The sequence below is a fragment of the Pseudomonas sp. NY15354 genome (assembly GCF_048068075.1).
Lineage (GTDB): Bacteria > Pseudomonadota > Gammaproteobacteria > Pseudomonadales > Pseudomonadaceae > Aquipseudomonas > Aquipseudomonas guariconensis_C.
In genome coordinates this window covers 1-15940 of record NZ_JBLUPV010000054.1, presented here as the reverse complement: position 1 = coordinate 15940, position 15940 = coordinate 1, and the positions used below count along the sequence as shown (strand labels likewise).

Below are 15940 nucleotides of genomic sequence, written 5' to 3'. Positions count from 1 at the left end.
TCGGAAGTGGGGCGCATTATAAGGGGATTCGAAACCCCGTCAACACTTATTTTCAAAAAACTTTCATATCGCTGAAAAGCAAAGCGGGGAGGCCTGACGGCCTCCCCGCTTCACAACCACTTCTATATAGAGAGCTTAGAGGCTAGGGAACGCGAACTGCGAAGCCTCATGGCTGGCACGCTGCGGCCAACGCTGGGTGATGGCCTTGCGACGGGTATAGAAGCGCACGCCATCCGGGCCATAGGCATGCAGATCGCCGAACAGCGAACGCTTCCAGCCACCGAAGCTGTGGTAGGCAACCGGCACTGGCAGCGGCACGTTCACCCCCACCATGCCTACTTCGATCTCGTCGCAGAACAGGCGCGCCGCTTCACCGTCACGGGTGAAGATACAGGTGCCGTTCCCGTACTCATGCTCGTTGATCAGTTGCATGGCCTCTTCCAGGCTCTTCACGCGCACGACGCACAGCACTGGGCCGAAGATCTCTTCTTTATAGATGCGCATTTGCGGCGTGACGTGGTCGAACAGCGTGCCACCGACAAAGTAGCCGTCCTCATGACCGGTGACGCGCAGACCACGACCATCGACCACCAGCTTGGCACCAGCCGCCACACCGTCATCGATATAGCCAACCACTTTGTCACGGGCAGCTGCGGTCACCAACGGGCCCATGTCCAGACCACAGGAAGTGCCAGCACCGATTTTCAGCGCTTTGATCTGCGGTTCCAGTTTGGCGATCAGTGCATCGGCGACCTGATCGCCCACGCATACAGCCACCGAGATAGCCATGCAACGCTCACCGCAAGAACCATAAGCGGCCCCCATCAGGGCGCTGACAGCGTTGTCCAGATCGGCATCAGGCATCAGCACGGCGTGGTTCTTGGCACCGCCCAGGGCCTGGACGCGTTTGCCGCGCTTGGTGCCTTCGGCATAGATGTATTCGGCGATCGGCGTCGAGCCGACAAAGCTCAGGGCCTTGACCTCTGGCGCCTCAATCAACGCGTCGACCGCTTCCTTGTCGCCATGAACGACGTTCAGGATGCCTTTGGGCAGGCCGGCTTCATGCAGCAGTTGGGCGATGAACAGGGTCGAGCTCGGGTCACGTTCGGACGGTTTGAGGATGAAAGCGTTGCCACAGGCGATGGCCAGCGGGTACATCCACAGCGGCACCATCGCCGGGAAGTTGAATGGCGTGATGCCCGCGACGATGCCCAGCGGCTGGAAATCAGACCAGGCGTCGATGTTCGGGCCGACGTTGCGGCTGTACTCACCTTTGAGCAGCTCAGGGGCAGCGCAGGCGAACTCGACGTTCTCGATACCGCGCTTGAGCTCACCCGCGGCGTCTTCCAGGGTCTTGCCGTGCTCTTCGCTGATCAGTTGCGAGATGCGTGCTTCATTCTGCTCCAGCAGTTGCTTGAAGCGGAACATCACCTGGGCGCGCTTGGCCGGGGGCATGTTGCGCCAGGCCGGGAAGGCGGCCTTGGCCGAGTCGATGGCCTCTTGAATGGTTGCGCGGCTGGCCAGTTCGACCTTGCGGGTGCTTTCGCCGGTGGACGGGTTGAAGACATCGGCGGTGCGCTCGCCCTTGGAAACCAGCTCGCCGTTGATCAGGTGCTGAACGATGCTCATGCAAAACTCCAGATAAAGAAGGTTGATGCAGGCGCGTGGGCACGCGCCTGTCGTCAGAGTCGGAAGAAATCAGTCGATCTGGTTCAGGGCTTCGCCCACCGCGTCGAACAGGCGATCCAGTTCCTGCGGCTGGGTGTTGAAGGTTGGGCCGAACTGCAGGGTGTCGCCGCCGAAACGGACATAGAAGCCTGCTTTCCACAGTTTCATCGCAGCCTCGTACGGACGCACGATGGCATCGCCGTCACGGGCGGCGATCTGGATGGCACCGGCCAGACCATAGTTACGAATGTCGATGACGTTCTTGGTGCCCTTGATACCGTGCAGCACCTTCTCGAAATGCGGCGCCAGCTCGGCTGCCGACTGCACCAGGTTTTCCTTCTGCAGCAGGTCCAGCGCGGCGATACCGGCAGCGCAGGCCACAGGGTGGGCCGAATAGGTATAGCCATGGGGGAATTCCACGGCGTATTCCGGTGTCGGCTGGTTCATGAAGGTCTGGTAGATCTCGCTGCTGGCGATCACCGCGCCCATCGGGATGGCGCCGTTGGTGACCTGCTTGGCGATGCACATCAGATCCGGGGTCACGCCGAACGCTTCGGAGCCGGTCATGGCGCCCATACGGCCGAAGCCGGTAATGACTTCATCGAAGATCAAAAGGATGTTGTGCTGGGTGCAGATCTCGCGCAGACGCTTGAGATAGCCCTTCGGCGGAGGCAGAACACCTGCCGAGCCTGCCAGTGGTTCGACGATCACGGCGGCAATGTTCGAGGCGTCGTGCAACTCGATCAGCTTGAGCATCTCGTCTGCCAAGGCGATACCGCCCTCCTCTGGCATGCCCTTGGTGAAGACGTTGGCTGGCAGCACAGTGTGAGGCAGGTGGTCGACGTCCAGCAGTTGACCGAACAGCTTGCGGTTGCCGTTGACGCCACCGAGGCTGGTACCGGCGATGTTCACCCCATGGTAGCCACGAGCACGACCGATGATCTTGGTCTTGGTCGCCTGGCCTTTCAGACGCCAGTAGGCACGTACCATCTTCAGCGCAGTGTCGCAGCACTCGGAACCGGAGTTGGTGAAGAAGACGTGGTTCAGGTCGCCCGGGGTCAGCTCGGTGATCTTTTCAGCCAGTTGGAAGGCCAGTGGGTGGCCGAACTGGAAGGCCGGCGAGTAGTCCAGCACGCCCATCTGGCGCGACACGGCCTCGGTGATTTCCTTGCGGGTGTGCCCGGCGCCACAGGTCCACAGGCCCGACAGTGCATCGAACACCCTACGGCCCTTGTCATCGACCAGGTAATTGCCTTCGGCCGCGACGATCAGGCGCGGGTCGCGCTGGAAGTTGCGGTTGGCGGTGTAGGGCATCCAGTGGGCGTCCAGCTTGAGCTGGCTGGCGATACCGGTGGTGGCGGTTTCGGGCATGTTCATCGGCGGTTCCTCGGAAGACGATTAGGCAACGATGGATGTTGTTGCCGCTAAGTTGTCACGGGATTAACGTAAGAAAAATGCCGCTTTTCTAATCTTTAGATATGCGCATACTAAACTTAAACGCGACATGATCAGCGACCCTCCACAAACCTGTTATCGATCAATCACCTGGCCGACGGGCTGGCATCTGCGCCGCTCCATCAGGTGCTGAGCAGGCAATCCTGCAATGAACGTTTGCAGGTCGCCGACTGATTTATGCACAGGCTTTGGTTAAGGTTGCGCCCCTGACTCACTCGATTGAAGGCTCCCCGTGAAACGCCCACAGCCCCTTGCCCAAGTCAGCGACTTCGATATCCGCCTGCTGAAAATCTATCGCAGCGTCGTGGAATGCGGGGGGTTCTCCGCCGCCGAGAACGTCCTTGGCATTGGCCGCTCGGCGATCAGCCAGCAGATGAACGACCTGGAGCAACGCCTGGGCCTGCGTTTGTGCCAACGGGGCCGCGCGGGCTTCTCGCTGACCGAGGAAGGCCGGGAGGTCTATCACTCGGCCCTGCAACTGCTCAGCGCCCTGGAGACCTTCCGCACCGAAGTCAACGGCCTGCACCAGCACCTGCGCGGTGAGCTGAACATCGGCCTGACCGACAATCTGGTGACCCTGCCGCACATGCGCATCACACACGCCCTGGCCGAACTCAAGGATCGTGGCCCCGATGTGCGCATCCAGATCCGCATGATCGCCCCCAGCCAGGTCGAACAGGGCGTGCTCGATGGCAGTCTGCACGTCGGCGTGGTGCCGCAGACCAGCCCGCTTTCGGGCCTGGAGTACCAGCCCCTCTACAGCGAACGCTCGCTGCTCTACTGCGCCGTCGGCCACCCGTTGTTCTACGCCGATGACCAGCAGATCGACGACGAACGCCTCAACAGCCAGGATGCCATCGCCCCAACCTTCCGCCTGCCCGCCGATATCCAGGCGCATTATCAGGCGTTGCACTGCACGGCGAGCGCATCGGACCGCGAAGGCATGGCGTTTCTCATCCTCACCGGACGCTACATCGGCTACCTGCCCGACCACTACGCGACGTTCTGGGTCCAGCAGGGGCGCCTGCGGGCACTCAAGCCTCTGGAGCGTTTCTATGACTTGAGCCTGAGCTGGGTCACGCGCAAGGGGCGACGTCCGAACCTGGTGCTCGAGAGCTTCCTGGAGAGTCTGGCTGCGACACGTTGATGCCTGACGCTGACGCTAATGCTTGTCAGGTGCTCTGAGGAAGGTAATCTGTCCGGCAGCCGTTGCCACAGACTCGTACGGAATCGTCCATGACCCTTGAAGTTCCCGCGCATCGTCCCCCCCTTTCGGGCAAACCCGCCGGCCGCATTCGCCAGAAAAACGAGCAGGCCATCATCCAGGCCGCCGAGGACGAGTTCGCCCGCCACGGCTTCAAGGGCACCAGCATGAACACCATCGCCCTGAAAGCCGGCCTGCCCAAGGCGAACCTGCACTACTACTTCACCAACAAGCTTGGTCTGTACATCGCCGTGCTCAGCAACATCATTGAGCTGTGGGACAGCACCTTCAACGCCCTGAGCGTCGAGGACGACCCTGCCCAAGCCCTGAGCCACTACATCCGTACCAAGATGGAGTTCTCCCGGCGCAACCCGCAGGCCTCGCGGATCTTCGCCATGGAAGTCATCAGCGGCGGAAACTGCCTGAGCGAGTATTTCAGCGCCGACTACCGCGAATGGTTCCGTGGCCGTGCGGCGGTGTTCCAGGCTTGGATGGATGCTGGCAAGATGGACCGCGTCGACCCCGTCCACCTGATCTTCCTGCTCTGGGGCAGCACCCAGCACTATGCCGACTTCGCAACCCAGATCTGCCAGGTCACCGGGCGCAGTCGCCTGACCAAGCAGGACATGGAAGACGCCAGCAACAACCTTATCCACATCATTCTCAAAGGCTGCGGCATCACCCCGACAGCCTGACTCGGACTTATGCCTTCTACCCTGCTTGACCTCTGCGAGTTCCGCGAGGAAATCCGCAAGAGCCGCTTCATCACACTCGCCGGCCCGATCACCAGTGCCGCCGAGGCGATGAGCTTCATCGAACGCCACAGTGACCTGGCCGCCACTCACAACTGCTGGGCCTGGAAGCTCGGCGCTCAGTACCGCAGCAGTGATGACGGTGAACCCGGGGGCACTGCCGGGCGGCCGATCCTTGCCGCGATCGAAGCCCAGGACTGCGACCAGGTCGTGGTGCTGGTGATCCGCTGGTACGGTGGCATCCAGCTTGGCACCGGGGGCCTGGCCAGGGCCTATGGCGGTGGCGCCAACAAATGCCTGCAACAGGCGCCCAAGCGCGTGCTGGTCCAGCGCAGCGAGTATCGCTGCAGTTGCACGTTCAGTGAACTGGCACTGCTCAAGCTACGCCTGGCGGAAGTCGACGGCCTGGTGTTGGACGAGCAGTTCACCGCCAACGGCGCGGACCTGCAGGTCGCGGTCGGCGAATCTCATGTGCAGACACTGCAACAACAGCTGGCGGACCTGAGCCGCGGGCGCATTCGCCTGGAACCCTGTGAGTAATCCGCGCGCCATGGTTGCTCACAACTACTGTGGGTCCGCCTGTGGATAAGCTTGGGGCATTTGATGGCAGCCCTTTAACCGCGAGGCCTGCAGGGGCTTGATCATATTTTGATCACATTTTCATGACAGCGCTCCAAGCCTCTGAATAACAGCAAGTTATCCCCAACATATCAATCCATTCCCCCGCCTCGGTTGCCCTCGATCGCTCACAGGCCTTGCTCACAGATAATGTGGAGGGGACTGTGGATAACCCGTGAATCCATGAAGCAAATGCCCGGATTCACGGGCCTTGGATCGACTGGTTATTTTTTGTACGGGTTTGGCCCTGCAGCATGCTGCCCGCTGAATTATCCTCAATACCCTCGACTTTCAACGCTCAAGGAGCCCCTCATGTCCACCTCCAAAACTGCCCTGATCATCGGCGCCTCCCGCGGGCTGGGCCTGGGTCTGGTGCAACGCCTGCACGAGGACGGCTGGAACATCATCGCCACCGTGCGCGACCCGCAAAAGGCCGATGCCTTGCGTGCCGTGCCCGGTGTGCGCATCGAAACCCTGGAAATGAACGACACTGCCCAGCTCGATGCCCTGCGTGAACGCCTGCAGGGCGAGGTACTGGACCTGCTGTTCATCAACGCCGGGGTCATGGGACCACTGCCCCAGGACCTGGAAACAGTGGGCACCGACGCGCTGGGCGCGCTGTTCATGACCAATGCCGTGGCGCCGATCCGCGTCGCCCGCCGCCTGGCCGGCCAGGTACGCGAGGGCACTGGCGTAATGGCCTTCATGAGCTCGATCCTGGGGAGCGTGACCATTCCCGACGGCGGCGAGATTTGCCTGTACAAAGCCAGCAAAGCCGCCCTCAATTCGATGATCAACAGCTTCGTGGTCGAACTGCAGCGTCCGGATCTCTGCGTCCTGGCCATGCACCCGGGCTGGGTGAAGACCGAAATGGGTGGCGAGAACGCCGAAATCGATGTACTCACCAGCACCCGCGGCATGCTCGAGCAGGTCAAGGCGCAAAGCGGCAACGCAGGTCTTCGCTTCATCAATTACAAAGGCGAAGCGCTGATCTGGTGAACTGAACGCCAGTTGATCCCACGAAGGGCGGCAGCACGCAGCCCTTCCCGGCACAAGGCCGCCCCACAGGTCCCGCAGAGGACCTGGGGCGGCCTTGTCGCATGTGCGGGCTGCGCAGGCGTTGCCCATGCCCTGTAGAATGGCGCTAACCGTACCTGATCGAGACTACACCTATGTATGACTGGCTCAACGCCTTGCCCAAGGCCGAACTGCACATGCACCTGGAGGGCTCGCTGGAGCCGGAACTGCTGTTCGCCCTGGCCGAACGCAACAAGATCGCCCTGCCCTGGGCCGATGTGGAAACCCTGCGTAGCGCCTATGCCTTCAACAACCTGCAGGAGTTTCTCGACCTCTACTACCAAGGCGCCGATGTACTGCGCACCGAACAAGACTTCTATGACCTGACCTGGGCCTACCTGCAGCGTTGCAAAGCCCAGAACGTGGTGCACACGGAACCCTTTTTCGACCCACAGACCCACACCGACCGGGGCATCCCCTTCGAGGTGGTGCTCAATGGCATCAATCAGGCGCTCAAGGATGGCCGTGAGCAATTGGGCATCGGCAGCGGCCTGATCCTGAGCTTTCTGCGCCACCTCAGCGAAGAGCAAGCACAACAGACCCTCGACCAGGCACTGCCCTGGCGTGATGCGTTCATCGCCGTGGGCCTGGACAGCTCGGAAAAAGGCCACCCACCGAGCAAGTTCCAGCGTGTCTTCGACCGCGCCCGCAGCGAAGGCTTCCTGACTGTCGCCCATGCCGGCGAGGAAGGCCCGCCCGAGTACATCTGGGAAGCCCTCGACCTGCTGAAGGTCCAGCGTATCGATCACGGCGTACGCGCGATCGAGGACGAACGGCTGATGCAGCGCATCATCGATGAGCAGATCCCGCTGACGGTATGCCCACTGTCGAACACCAAGCTATGCGTGTTCGAACACATGGGCCAGCACAACATTCTCGACATGCTCGAGCGTGGCGTGAAGGTGACGGTGAACTCCGATGACCCGGCCTATTTCGGCGGCTATATCACCGAAAACTTCCACGCGTTGCACACCCATCTGGGCATGACCCAGGACCAAGCCCAGCGCCTGGCGCAGAACAGCCTGGACGCCCGACTGGTTCGATAAACTGCGCCCGCTCTGGCTAGCCCGCCCGGGCTAGCCGACCTGCAGGGCAGGCATGCGGGCGATGCGGTTGATCTGCTGGACGCCCAGCGGTGAGATCTGCAACGCCCGCGAGCCTTCCTGTTCACACAACCAACCCGACTGCAGGAACAGCCTGAACAAGGCGTGTCCCAAGCTGCCCCCCAGATGCGGGCCCTGGTCGCTCCACTCATTGCAGTGACAAATCATGCAGCCGTTTTTCTGGCCAGAGGCCAACGCCTCGGTGTAGACCCCGACAGCGGCCAACTGCGCTCGGCCCTCGAGGCTGACTCTCGGCTGCTGCTGGGTACCTTCCAGCCACCCAGCCACGATCAGCCGATGCAGCAGGTCGGCGGCCAGCTCCCCGCCGAGATGGTCGCCGCAGCGACGCGCCCGACGCATGGACATGGGCACCTGCAAGGGGGTCGCTGGCGAGGTCCTTTGCCCACGGCTTTCGAGGTGCACGCTGGCCAAGGCTTCCACCGCCGCTCCCACCTGTGGCGTGGCCAGACGGAAATAGCGCTTGCGACCGCGTGATTCCAACCTGAGCAGGCCCGCCGACGACAACAGCGACAGGTGCGCACAGGCGGACGACGATGTCAGCCCGGTCATCAGGGCCAATTCATCGGCAGGGCGAGGGACCCCGTCGATCAATGCCCATAACATGGCGCTGCGCTTGGGGTCGGCCATCAGGCCGGCGATCTGGGCAATACTGCTGACTGCTTTCATTTCCAACTCCCTGAATGATCACGTCGGTTCCTACCGGCCAACCGTCAGCGCGGCACCTCTGCCAAGAATGGCAAGAGCGGATAAGCCCGCAAGCGACACGAGGCACTCCGGCCGTGCTCGAGTCGACGCTCTCTCTTGCCGCTCCCTGGCAGGGAAATCTCTCTCGCTGGTACTGGCCGGGCTAGCCAGTATAAGTCGCTACAGGCCTTGCGCCTGTGTCGGGAGCCGGCCCCAAAGACGCGGAACAGCATTGGGGGGTATCACCCTCGGCCATGCTCGCAGAGTGGCGTCAGTACCCGGCCAGAGCGCCATGTAAGCGGTGAGCCCATGACGGCGAGCCTACGCCCCCTCTAAAGGACTACAGCCTCAGGTCAATGCAGGAAACAATACCGACGCAAATCTTCCTCAAGTACGGCAGGCTAAAGCGAAGCTTCCACATGCAACTGAACATTGCCCGAAACAACCCTGGCGTACCCCGACCAGAGGCACAACCGTCAGTCCGAAGGCCGGCGCCAGGCCATGGCACGCGCAAGTGACGGCGCTAAACTTCATCGGCTCCCGCCCATTGGAGGTATGCCGCGATGAAGATTGTCGTCAGTGCGTCAAACCGCAACCCCAACTGCCCCTGGCAAGTCCGGCTCGATCAGCACGTGGTGAGTTTCCGCAGCGAAGCCGAAGCACGCCTGTTCGTCGCCACCCTGGAAAGTCGCCTGCAGGCGCCTCATCCCCTCATGCGGGACGCCTGGCCTGCAAGCGCCGAGTCAGCATCGCGACACTGACCACCAGCACGCCGCACAAACTGATCACCAAGGCCATGGGCACTGCACTGCCATCGTGCAGCACGCCGACCAGCGCTGCAGCGCCGGCAGCGACGCTGAACTGCACGCAGCCCATCAAGGCCGAGGCACTGCCAGCCCTGGCGCCCTGACCGCTCATGGCGCACGCCGATGCGTTGGGAATGATGCAGCCCAGACTGGCGATACACAGGAACAACGGCACCAGCAGCGGCCACAACGGGACCGGTCGTAGGGCCGCGACACACAGCAGCGCCAAGCCCGCCAGCAGGTATAGCCAGACCGCCCGCGCCAGCAGGAACGCCGGGCCGCGCTTGGCCAGCAGACGCGCGTTGACCTGGGCCATGAGGATGAAGCCCGCGGCGTTGGTACCGAACAGCCAGCCATAGTGCTCGGCGGGCACGCCATACAGCTTGATGAACACGAAGGGAGAACCGGCGATGTAGGCGAACATGCCGGCGATGGCGACACCACCGGTCAATGCATGCCCCAGAAACACCCGATCACCCAGCAAGCGCAGGTATTGGCGCAAAGCACCCGACAACGGTTGGCGCGGCATATCTGGCGGCAGGCTTTCAGGCAACCCCAGGCTCACCGCGAGCAGACAGGCTGCGCTGAACAGGCTCAAGGCAAGGAAGATCGACTGCCAACCCGACACGTTGACCAGCACTCCGCCGAGCATCGGTGCCAGGATGGGTGCCAACCCCATCACCAGCATCAACTGCGAGAACACCTTGGCCGAGGCCACGGGGTCGCATTTGTCGCTGACAATGGCTCGCGACAGCACCATCCCCGCGCAACCGCCCAGTGCCTGGACAAAGCGAGCCAGGACCAGCGTCTCGAGGTTCGGCGCATAAGCACAGGCCAGCGAAGCCAGGGTGAACAGGGTGATGCCGAACAGCAGCGGCCCACGTCGGCCAAAGCGGTCGGCCACCGGGCCATAGGCCAACTGGCCCAGGGACAGGCCGAGGAAATAGGCCGCCAGTGTGGTCTGGACGTGCTTTTCATCAGTGCCGAAGGCTTGCGCCATGGCGGGGAAGGCGGGCAGGTAGAAGTCGATCGCCAAGGGCCCGAACGCACTGAGGGCGCCCAGGATCAACACTATTCGCAGGTTCATCGGGAATCCATAGCTGGCTAAGCAAGTGCGTCAGTCTACCTGCACTCGACCCGATCAGCTTGAAAACCTTTGTAATAAATGAGGGCGCTGGATGCGCCCCCACACGGCTCTGCGTCGATTATGGAACCTGCGCCGCCACGGGTATCAGGCGACCTCGGCCTCATACCCTTCTTCACGAATCGCCGCCAAGATCTGCTCAGCAGCCAACTGGCTCTGCACGCGCACCTGCTTGCCCGGTAGATCGACCTGCACCTGGGCGGCTGCGTCCTGTGTCTGAACCGCTCGGGTTACCGCCTTCACGCAATGGCCACAGGTCATGCCTTGAACATTGAACACTTGCATCGGGTGTCTCCTTCAGGTTTTTTTCGCAGTCTCATCCTTGCCATCATGGCAAGGTCAAGTATTGCGTTGACCGGCCGGGCTGGAAATCCGCGCGCGCCTCGGCCAAGCTGCGCCTTTGACGATTTGGCAAGCAGGAGATTCTTCATGTTCAGGGCAGCATTGGGCCTGGTTGGACTGCTGGGTGCACTGGCCGTGGTGCCGCCAGCCAGCGCCGAGGGCAACTCGGACTACAGCGTGCTGATCATTTCCCGGGAGCGCCTGGAAGTGGCCACCAGTTGCGAGATCGGCATCTACCTCAATGATCAGCTCTCCGGGCGTCTGTTCCAGGAGCAGTCCACCTCCTTCAACCTACCGCCAGGCCCTGTGGACGTTCGCCTGCGCCTATTGCCAGGACAGGTACCCGGCTGCGCGCCAGGCATCGAGGACCAGCGCAGCACACGCCTGACCCTGCAGGCGGGGCAGATCAGCAAATACCGCATCGCCATGGGTGCCAACGGGCTCCAGTTGAAGAGGGCTGGCTTGGGGTATTGACCTTACCCGCGTGGCAAGGTTGATGCTGGAGACCTGTCCAAGGAGCAGAGCCATGTCCGCATCCACCACGTTCGACTTGCCGATCTCCGGCATGACCTGCGCCAGCTGTGCTGGCCGGGTCGAGCGCGCCCTGCGCAAGGTCACCGGCGCTGAACAGGTCAGCGTCAATCTCGCCACCGAACAGGCCCGGGTCCAGGCCCCGGCCGACAGCCTGCCGGCCCTGCTCGACGCGGTTCGGGAAGCCGGCTACGGCGTACCCACCCGCACGGTCGAACTGCAGATCGTCGGCATGACTTGCGCCAGTTGCGTTGGCCGCGTCGAACGCGCCCTCGCCAAGGTGCCGGGGGTCGAGCAGGTCAGCGTCAACCTGGCCAGCGAACGCGCCCACCTCGAAGTCCTCGAGGGCGTCGACGACACCGTCCTGATCGATGCTGTGCAAAAGGCCGGATACAGCGCCAACCTGCCGCAGACCACCCGTGACGACCAGGCCGACGCACAGCGTCGTCTGCGTAACGAACGCCTGGCGGTCGGCGCCGCGCTGCTGCTGGCCTTGCCCCTGGTGCTGCCGATGCTCGTCCAACCCTTCGGTCTGCACTGGATGCTGCCGGCCTGGGTGCAGTTCCTGCTGGCCACGCCTGTGCAGTTCATCCTCGGCGCGCGCTTCTATGTCGCCGCCTGGAAAGCCGTGCGCGCCGGCGCCGGCAACATGGACCTGCTGGTGGCCCTGGGGACCAGCGCCGGCTACGGCCTGAGCCTGTACCAGTGGGCCCAGGCGCCGGCAGGCATGCAGCCACACCTGTATTTCGAGGCCTCGGCGGTGGTGATCGCCCTGGTCTTGCTGGGCAAGTACCTGGAAAGCCGCGCCAAACGCCAGACTGCCAGCGCCATCCGGGCCCTGGAGGCCCTGCGCCCGGACCGCGCCGTACGGGTGGTCGACGGCTTGGAAGAAGACGTGCCGATCAACCAGCTGCGCCTTGGAGACCTCGTGCTGGTCAAGCCTGGCGAACGCTTCCCGGTCGACGGCGAGGTGCTCGAAGGCAGCAGCCATGCCGACGAAGCCCTGATCAGCGGCGAGAGCCTGCCGGTGCCCAAGCAACCGGGCGATCCGGTCACCGGAGGCGCGATCAACGGCGAAGGCCGCCTGCTGGTCCGCACCCAGGCCCTGGGTACCGAAACCGTGCTGGCCCGCATCATCCGCTTGGTCGAAGATGCCCAGGCGGCCAAGGCGCCGATCCAGAAGCTGGTGGATCGGGTCAGCCAGATGTTCGTTCCGGCGGTGCTGGTGATCGCCTTGATTACCCTGGTTGGCTGGTGGCTGGCAGGGGCGCCGCTGGAAACCGCGCTGATCAACGCCGTTGCCGTGCTGGTGATCGCCTGCCCGTGCGCTTTGGGCTTGGCCACCCCTGCCGCGATCATGGCCGGCACTGGGGTCGCTGCCCGTCATGGCATCCTGATCAAGGACGCCGAGGCGCTGGAGCGCGCCCATGCGGTCAACCGCGTGGTGTTCGACAAGACCGGCACTCTGACCTCCGGCAGCCCGCGCGTGGTCCACAGCCAGGCCGTTGACGGCGACACCGGCGAGCTGTTCCAGCTGGCCGGGGCCCTGCAACGAGGCAGCGAACACCCCCTGGCCAAGGCCGTGCTCGACGCCTGCGCCGAACAAGGCCTCGATGTGCCACAGGTGGCCGACAGCCAATCGCTCACCGGCCGCGGCATCGCTGGCCGAGTCGGCGAACGTGAACTGGCCTTGGGCAACCGTCGCCTGCTCGATGAAAGCGCCTTGTCGCCCGGTGAACTGGTCACCCAAGCGCAAGCCTGGGAGGCCGAGGGTCGCACGCTGTCGTGGCTGATCGAGCGCCAGCCGCAACAGCGGGTGCTGGGCCTGTTCGCCTTCGGCGACAGCCTCAAGCCCGGTGCCGGGCACGCCATCGAAACCCTGCATGCGCAACACATCAGCAGCCACCTGTTGACCGGCGACAACCGCGGCAGCGCCAAGGTCGTGGCCGATGCCCTCGGGATCGACGATGTCCATGCCGAAGTGCTGCCCGCGGACAAGGCCGCCACCGTGGCCGCGCTCAAGCGCGACGGGGTGGTGGCGATGGTCGGCGACGGGATCAACGACGCCCCGGCCCTGGCGGCGGCCGACATCGGCATCGCCATGGGAGGCGGCACCGACGTGGCCATGCAGGCCGCCGGCATCACCCTCATGCGCGGCGATCCGCGCCTGGTGCCCGCGGCACTGGAGATCAGCCGCAAGACCTACGCCAAGATCCGCCAGAACCTGTTCTGGGCCTTCATCTACAACCTGATCGGCATCCCGCTGGCCGCGTTCGGCCTGCTCAACCCCGTGCTGGCCGGGGCCGCCATGGCCCTGTCGAGTGTCAGCGTGGTGAGCAACGCCTTGTGGCTCAAGACCTGGAAGCCCACTGACAACGCGCAGGAGCACCCATGAACATCGGCCAGGCCGCCCGCAGCAGCGGGCTCAGCACCAAGATGATCCGTTACTACGAGTCCATCGGCCTGCTCAAGCCGGCGGTACGCAGCGACAGTGGGTATCGCCTGTACCAGCCGGACGACCTGCACACCCTGGCGTTCATCAAGCGTTCGCGCGATCTGGGGTTCTCCCTGGAGGAGGTGGCCAAGCTGCTGACCCTCTGGCAGGACCGCCAGCGCGCCAGCGCGGACGTCAAGGCCCTGGCCATGCAACACATCGACGCGCTGAACAAGCGGATCGAAGAATTGGTCAGCCTGCGCGACACGCTCAGCGACCTGGCGGCCCATTGCCAGGGCAATGACCGCCCGGATTGCCCGATCCTCAAGGACCTGGCCAACGGCAAGCGCTGCTGCGCCTGACACCCCGCCAACGTGTAGGAGCGGCCTTGTGCCGCGATCGTCTGAGCAGCAGCCGTAAGAACTGTCTGCATGCCGGGCCAGGCAGATCGAAGTGACAAGGGTTACGGCTGTCTTGCAGCCGATCGCGGCACAAGGCCGCTCCTACAGACAACCCACCGGACCAGACGGTCACCAAACACGATTTCGCCTAATAAATCTGGGCACATCCCCTACAAAAATGCCAAACGCTGCCGATGCCTAAGACACCTGCCTCAGGTATCAATAAAAACAATCGGGGATCGTGGATGAACATCAAGCAAAAACTGACCTGGGCCTTCGCCATTATCGCGGGCCTGCCCATCGTCCTCGTGGCCACCTTGGTGGTGCTCAACCTGCGCAGTGAAGCCCGTGAAGACTTCCTCGGCAACAGCAGCCGGGAAATCCGCCAAGTCGGCAATGCGATGAACCTGTTCTTCCAGGGCATCGAGCAGAACGTGAACTACATTGCGGCACAACCGATTGTCGCTGCGACCGGCAACAACCTGAACAAGTACCTGACCGCCAACCCGACCCGGGAGCTGGGCGAGCAGGACAAGCAGGTCTTCGAATTCATGACCCGCCTGGCCGAGGCCCATCCCAGCTACGCCTACATCTCCTACGGCGTGAGCGACGGCGGCTACGTCGGCTGGCCGAACGACGATACCTTCGCCAACTACGACCCTCGCCAGCGCCCCTGGTACCAACTGGCCCTCGCCAACCCCGGCAAGACCTTGCGCACCGCACCTTACTACTGGGCCTCCGGCGACGTCGTGCAGATCAGTGTGGTGCGCGCGGTGGGCAACGCCCTGGGCAGCCTCGGCGGCGTGGTCAGCATCGACGTGTCGCTCAATGGCCTGACGGACCTGCTCAAGCAAATCAAGCTGGGCGAAAGCGGCTACCTGATGCTGGTCGAGAAAAACGGCAACGTGATCGTCGACCCCCGCGACCCGAGTCACAACTTCAAGCAACTGGACAGCTTCGGCGACGGCTATGCCACGCTGGCCAAGGCCGGCAAAGGGCTGGTCGAAGTGGAGCTGGGCGGCGAGCGCTACATGGCCAACATCTACCCGGACGCCCAATCAGGCTGGACCTTCATTGGCCTGATCCGCCATGACGAAGTCATGCAGACCACCACCCGCCTGAGCTGGGTGATCGGCACCATCGCCCTGATCCTGGCCGTGGTGTTCGCAGGTGTCGGCGCGGCCTTCGCCAAACTCATCGTGCGGCCGATCAACAGCGTCAGCAGCGGCCTGGAGAACATCGCCCAAGGCGAGGGTGACCTGACCCGCAGCCTGGAAATCCATGGCCGCGACGAAACCGCGCAACTGGCCAACTGGTTCAACCAGTTCCTTGGTGCCATCCGCAGCTTGATCCAGCACATTGGTAGCGCGGCCGGGCAGATCCTGCACACCTCCAGCAGCTCGACCCGTGTTTCCAGCGACATGAGCGAAGCAGCCAGCCGCCAGCGCGAGTCGGTGGACATGGTCTCCACCGCGTTCCACGAAATGGTCGCCACTGCCAACGAAGTAGCCCGTTCCTGCAGCCAGGCCGCGCAGTCGGCCGACAGTGGCCAGCAGCAGGCCCGCGAAGGCCAGCAGCAGATCGATGCAGCGGTGCAGAGCGTGGACCGCCTGAGCCAGGAGATCGAGCAGTCGGCCCAGTCGATCCAGCAGCTGGAGCGCGACAGCAATGCTATCCAGTCGATCCTCGGCACCATCCGC

Annotated in this window: 15 protein-coding genes; 10 read left to right on the top strand and 5 right to left on the bottom strand. The window is 63.2% G+C overall.

Annotation, left to right across the window (positions count from 1 at the left end; all coding sequences use genetic code 11):
- Positions 1–135 precede the first annotated feature (135 nt).
- On the bottom strand, positions 136–1629 hold the full coding sequence (locus tag ACNFCH_RS25555; RefSeq protein ID WP_416744449.1) for a CoA-acylating methylmalonate-semialdehyde dehydrogenase: 1494 nt from the start codon (positions 1627–1629) through the stop codon (positions 136–138).
- Positions 1630–1698: 69 nt separating this feature from the next.
- Entirely contained in the window at positions 1699–3045 is a 1347-nt protein-coding gene (locus ACNFCH_RS25550; RefSeq protein ID WP_337160375.1) for an aspartate aminotransferase family protein, read from the bottom strand.
- Positions 3046–3355: 310 nt separating this feature from the next.
- Between ACNFCH_RS25550 and ACNFCH_RS25545 the strand changes: the two genes are divergently transcribed.
- From ACNFCH_RS25545 to ACNFCH_RS25525, 5 genes are all read left to right on the top strand, one after another.
- Positions 3356–4270, top strand: a complete 915-nt coding sequence (locus tag ACNFCH_RS25545; RefSeq protein WP_070090381.1) for a LysR family transcriptional regulator — start codon at positions 3356–3358, stop codon at positions 4268–4270.
- 89 nt (positions 4271–4359) lie between these two features.
- Entirely contained in the window at positions 4360–5022 is a 663-nt protein-coding gene (locus tag ACNFCH_RS25540; RefSeq protein WP_070090382.1) for a TetR/AcrR family transcriptional regulator, read from the top strand.
- Positions 5023–5031: 9 nt separating this feature from the next.
- Positions 5032–5619, top strand: a complete 588-nt coding sequence (locus ACNFCH_RS25535; RefSeq protein WP_416744446.1) for an IMPACT family protein — start codon at positions 5032–5034, stop codon at positions 5617–5619.
- A 390-nt stretch (positions 5620–6009) separates the two neighbouring features.
- A complete protein-coding gene (locus ACNFCH_RS25530; protein WP_416744444.1) occupies positions 6010–6696 on the top strand; it encodes an SDR family oxidoreductase in 687 nt (228 codons plus the stop codon).
- Positions 6697–6869: 173 nt separating this feature from the next.
- Positions 6870–7820, top strand: a complete 951-nt coding sequence (locus ACNFCH_RS25525; RefSeq protein ID WP_337160373.1) for an adenosine deaminase — start codon at positions 6870–6872, stop codon at positions 7818–7820.
- Between the two features lie 30 nt (positions 7821–7850).
- Here the strand turns inward: ACNFCH_RS25525 and ACNFCH_RS25520 are convergent, their stop codons facing one another.
- Positions 7851–8564 carry an ArsR/SmtB family transcription factor gene (locus ACNFCH_RS25520; protein WP_196162656.1) on the bottom strand — a complete coding sequence of 238 codons (714 nt, stop codon included), beginning with the start codon at positions 8562–8564 and terminating at the stop codon, positions 7851–7853.
- 581 nt (positions 8565–9145) lie between these two features.
- Between ACNFCH_RS25520 and ACNFCH_RS25515 the strand changes: the two genes are divergently transcribed.
- A complete protein-coding gene (locus ACNFCH_RS25515; protein WP_337160372.1) occupies positions 9146–9343 on the top strand; it encodes a hypothetical protein in 198 nt (65 codons plus the stop codon).
- Here ACNFCH_RS25515 and ACNFCH_RS25510 read toward each other — a convergent pair.
- Complete coding sequence (locus tag ACNFCH_RS25510; protein ID WP_416744441.1) at positions 9294–10475, bottom strand: multidrug effflux MFS transporter; 1182 nt, start codon at positions 10473–10475, stop codon at positions 9294–9296. The genes ACNFCH_RS25515 and ACNFCH_RS25510 overlap by 50 nt on opposite strands.
- A 144-nt stretch (positions 10476–10619) precedes the next feature.
- A complete protein-coding gene (locus ACNFCH_RS25505) occupies positions 10620–10817 on the bottom strand; it encodes a heavy-metal-associated domain-containing protein (protein ID WP_337160370.1) in 198 nt (65 codons plus the stop codon).
- Between the two features lie 144 nt (positions 10818–10961).
- Here ACNFCH_RS25505 and ACNFCH_RS25500 point away from each other — a divergent pair, with 144 nt between their 5' ends.
- From ACNFCH_RS25500 to ACNFCH_RS25485, 4 genes are all read left to right on the top strand, one after another.
- The gene (locus ACNFCH_RS25500; protein ID WP_196162653.1) at positions 10962–11348 is read left to right on the top strand and encodes a hypothetical protein; all 387 of its coding nucleotides are present in this window, start codon (positions 10962–10964) and stop codon (positions 11346–11348) included.
- 52 nt (positions 11349–11400) lie between these two features.
- Positions 11401–13800, top strand: a complete 2400-nt coding sequence (locus tag ACNFCH_RS25495; protein WP_416744438.1) for a heavy metal translocating P-type ATPase — start codon at positions 11401–11403, stop codon at positions 13798–13800.
- The gene (gene cueR, locus ACNFCH_RS25490) at positions 13797–14201 is read left to right on the top strand and encodes a Cu(I)-responsive transcriptional regulator (protein WP_337160368.1); all 405 of its coding nucleotides are present in this window, start codon (positions 13797–13799) and stop codon (positions 14199–14201) included. Before ACNFCH_RS25495 ends, cueR begins: the two co-directional genes overlap by 4 nt.
- 284 nt (positions 14202–14485) lie before the next feature.
- A partial coding sequence (locus ACNFCH_RS25485) for a methyl-accepting chemotaxis protein (protein ID WP_416744435.1) occupies positions 14486–15940 on the top strand: 1455 nt, incomplete at its 3' end.

Coding starts and splice junctions, on each gene's coding strand:
- ACNFCH_RS25555 (WP_416744449.1), bottom strand. CDS start 1,629: ATGAGCATCGTTCAGCACCTGATCAACGGCGAGCTGGTTTCCAAGGGC.
- ACNFCH_RS25550 (WP_337160375.1), bottom strand. CDS start 3,045: ATGAACATGCCCGAAACCGCCACCACCGGTATCGCCAGCCAGCTCAAG.
- ACNFCH_RS25540 (WP_070090382.1), top strand. CDS start 4,360: ATGACCCTTGAAGTTCCCGCGCATCGTCCCCCCCTTTCGGGCAAACCC.
- ACNFCH_RS25535 (WP_416744446.1), top strand. CDS start 5,032: ATGCCTTCTACCCTGCTTGACCTCTGCGAGTTCCGCGAGGAAATCCGC.
- ACNFCH_RS25530 (WP_416744444.1), top strand. CDS start 6,010: ATGTCCACCTCCAAAACTGCCCTGATCATCGGCGCCTCCCGCGGGCTG.
- ACNFCH_RS25525 (WP_337160373.1), top strand. CDS start 6,870: ATGTATGACTGGCTCAACGCCTTGCCCAAGGCCGAACTGCACATGCAC.
- ACNFCH_RS25520 (WP_196162656.1), bottom strand. CDS start 8,564: ATGAAAGCAGTCAGCAGTATTGCCCAGATCGCCGGCCTGATGGCCGAC.
- ACNFCH_RS25515 (WP_337160372.1), top strand. CDS start 9,146: ATGAAGATTGTCGTCAGTGCGTCAAACCGCAACCCCAACTGCCCCTGG.
- ACNFCH_RS25510 (WP_416744441.1), bottom strand. CDS start 10,475: ATGAACCTGCGAATAGTGTTGATCCTGGGCGCCCTCAGTGCGTTCGGG.
- ACNFCH_RS25505 (WP_337160370.1), bottom strand. CDS start 10,817: ATGCAAGTGTTCAATGTTCAAGGCATGACCTGTGGCCATTGCGTGAAG.
- ACNFCH_RS25500 (WP_196162653.1), top strand. CDS start 10,962: ATGTTCAGGGCAGCATTGGGCCTGGTTGGACTGCTGGGTGCACTGGCC.
- ACNFCH_RS25495 (WP_416744438.1), top strand. CDS start 11,401: ATGTCCGCATCCACCACGTTCGACTTGCCGATCTCCGGCATGACCTGC.
- cueR (WP_337160368.1), top strand. CDS start 13,797: ATGAACATCGGCCAGGCCGCCCGCAGCAGCGGGCTCAGCACCAAGATG.